Here is a 3,607-nt window from a genome sequence, read left to right on the forward strand (position 1 = left end):
GGCCAAAATGGGCCTAAAATGGCAACATCCGGGGTCGAATAGTCGAAGCCGGGCTAGCTCCACGCCCTCCTGGCGAACAATCGCGGCACCAATGCCCCAGTAGCGTACAATAGACCAGCGCAGCCCTTAAGCCCCCTTGTTTTCATGGCCTCATCTATGCTGCCGCAATTTCCGGGAAGCAAGAATCCCCAAATTTTCCGAGCACCGAAGAGCAAATGCAATTCAAGGCACAGCAGCCGATTGAGTGTCAGCCGCCATCACTGGTTGGGGTCAGCGGCCCCGCTTCACTGCTATTGAAGGACAGGCACGCGGCTGGCGGCGCACCGTCACCAACACCTGCGCGTCCGAAGCAGCGGCAGGGTGGAACCGGGCCGAACCGACACTGAAGGCCCGCATCACCAAGGTCTCGGAGCGCATTCTGCACGCCGCCGACTTACGACCTCACTCTTCAACGCGTAGCCGCGCCGCGGGTTGTCTTGCTGGCAGAGGATATCAAGGCAGATGATAAGTAACCGAACCACGCACTCAATGACTTTCCAACTGTCACCATGACCGGGACAACAGCCCGTCGCCGCTACTACCCGAACGCGCCCTTGCGACCGATCCGTATAGATCGCTTTCCGCCTTATGCTGCCAACCTGCCAAGCCCATGATAATGCGAGCACGAATCACATTGCACAATAATGCCACTGTGCCCTTTGTCGTGTCACGCCGCCCGGCTCACTCACTACGCGACCTCATCGGCCTTGCCGCCTCAACCTACGAGCCCCCGTCCTTTAGCGCGGAGCCGTTCGCTTGGCCGATACCGAACGCGTTGCCAGTCCACTTCTTGGGACGAGCCCCCACCGCCGCTCCCGGATACGCAGTGCCCAGTGCGTCCACGAAGAGCCCTTCTAACCAGATTACACGTAATGCCGATCTCGATCCACCCCAAGTATTCAGCTTCATAAGCAATCGGAGTAATATCACGGGCAACGGCGCGATCTCCATCGCCCTAGGGTCCTCTGACCGCAACCAGAAATTCGTCTGCCAAACCTCCTTCGCCTCAACGATCTTTGTCTCCACGGTCGGGCATAACGACACCCAGATCCAAGCAGACACGAGCAACGAAGACAAGGAGCACTAGCGCATGGCCCAATCGAGCCCGTCGCGCTTATGAGGCACCCCTAGAGTGGCGACAGACCTCCGGGTGGCCTGTTAGCGATATCACCTAGCCGCTTTCTGCGGCTCTCAACCTGAAGCAGCCGGCCTTTCGCGGACTACTTACTGCCGATCCGCTCGAAACGCTTCGCCCATGACTTCAATCCAATTTACTATCACAGCAAGGCGGGACAATGACTTACGACTCAACTAATATCAAGGTTTTGCGCGGTCTCGATGCCGTACGTAAACGTCCAGGCATGTATATCGGGGATACTGATGATGGGACCGGGCTCCATCACATGGTATTTGAAGTGGTCGATAATTCGATTGACGAGGCCCTAGCAGGGTATTGTACGGAGGTCAAGGTCACCCTGTATCGTGACGGATCAGTCGGGGTCAGTGACAACGGCCGAGGTATTCCCGTTGATATCCATGCCGAAGAAAATCGATCCGCTGCCGAGGTGATTTTGACTGTGCTCCATGCCGGCGGGAAATTCGATGATAACTCCTATAAGGTTTCCGGAGGACTGCATGGCGTAGGAGTGTCCGTAGTTAATGCCCTATCTGAGCGGTTGATTCTCGGTATCGCCCGAGGAGGAAAACTCTACGAACAGGAGTATCGCATGGGAGTCCCGGAATACCCGCTACGAGAGATTGGGGAAACCTCAAATACTGGAACAGACGTCCGCTTCTACCCCTCTCCTGCGATCTTTTCTAATCTCGATTTTCACTATGACATCCTCGTCAAGCGGCTTCGTGAGCTGTCTTTCCTGAACTCGGGAGTGCGCATCCTTCTGTCCGAAGAAGCCACCGGCCGCCAGGATCATTTTAACTATGCTGGTGGTATACGCGCTTTTGTCGACTATTTGAACAGAAACAAGGCTCCCCTCCACCCAAGCGTGATCTATTTCTCTACCGAGCGAAGTGGGGTCGCCTTAGAGTTAGCGCTCCAATGGAATGAAGGTTTTCAGGAAACGATATTTTGCTTTACCAATAATATTCCCCAACGGGATGGTGGTACGCATCTCGCCGGATTCCGCGCGGGCCTGACCAGAACCCTGAATGCTTACATCGAGCGCGTGGGCTTGGACAGGACGCAAAAAATCAAGGCGATTGGCGACGATGCGCGAGAGGGCCTAACAGCGGTGCTTTCCGTAAAGCTGCACGATCCAAAATTCTCCTCACAAACTAAGGAGAAACTCGTCTCATCCGAAGTCAAGTCAGCCGTGGAGTCGTTGGTCGTTGAACAAGTCAATGCCTTTTTGGAAGAGCAACCCAATGAGGCCAAGATCATCGCCGGAAAAATGCTGGAAGCCGCGCGCGCAAGAGAGGCGGCGCGAAAGGCTAGGGAAATGACCCGGCGGAAAGGCGTTTTGGATATCGCCGGCCTCCCAGGCAAGCTTGCCGATTGCCAAGAAAAAGATCCCGCTAAATCTGAGCTCTATCTGGTCGAGGGGGATTCTGCCGGCGGTTCAGCAAAGCAAGGAAGGGACCGCAGCTTTCAGGCGATCCTTCCACTCAAAGGAAAAATCCTAAACGTGGAAAAAGCAAGATTCGACAAGATGCTTTCTTCTGCCGAGGTTGGAACCCTCATTACCGCTCTTGGGTGTGGCATCGGCCGCGATGAGTACAACCCCGAAAATTTGCGTTATCATCGTATAATTATCATGACTGACGCAGACGTCGACGGTGCCCATATTCGTACGCTCTTGCTAACCTTTTTTTACCGCCAGATGCCGGAGCTAGTCGATCGGGGGCATATTTTCATCGCTCAGCCGCCCCTTTATAAGCTAAAGAAAGGCAAGCAAGAAGACTACTTGCTTGATGACATGGCGCTCAATGCCGCCATGCTTCAGTCCGCACTAGATAATGCAACCATCTGTGTGTCAGCCGATACTCCGCCGTTGGCCGCCACAGCATTAGAATCACTTGCGAGGGACTATCAGGTTTTTGATGGTATATTAGGCCGGCTTTCATCTCGATACGACTCAGCCTTCCTCCGCGAACTAGTACACGCCCCGAGAGTTAATGCTCCGATTCTTTTGAATCCCGCGCTCCTGACCGATTGGTGTAACGCGCTCCAACAACGTCTTAATGAGGCGCCGGGAAAGCATGCGTCATTGCGCTTTATCTTAACCTACACCCCGGGCGATTCCGAAAAGCTCAGCTTACTGAAGCTGACGCGGTTAGTGTATGGCATACCGGACACGAAACAGATCCCCCTCGAGTTCTTTAATACTGTCGATTATTACCGTATCGCCGAGTTTGGTGAGACAGTAGTCGGCCTACTTGACGAGGGCGCTCATCTTACGCGCGGCGAGCGACGGAAAGAGATCCGAGACCTCGGCGAAGGTGTACGGTGGCTACTTGCTGAAGCGCAGCGGGGATACACCATGCAACGATATAAGGGGCTCGGGGAAATGAACCCAGAGCAACTCTGGGAGACTACCATGAATCCAGAAAC

General features: G+C 54.6%; 1 protein-coding gene. It reads left to right on the plus strand.

What is annotated here, in order from left to right:
* Nucleotides 1–1,334 precede the first annotated feature (1,334 nt).
* Nucleotides 1,335–3,607, plus strand: a 2,273-nt coding sequence (gyrB, locus tag QZY44_RS07265; protein ID WP_295444326.1) for a DNA topoisomerase (ATP-hydrolyzing) subunit B, incomplete at its 3' end; no start/stop codon positions are given.

It is taken from the genome of uncultured Thiodictyon sp. (assembly GCA_903837595.1).
Classification (GTDB): Bacteria; Pseudomonadota; Gammaproteobacteria; order Chromatiales; family Chromatiaceae; genus Thiodictyon.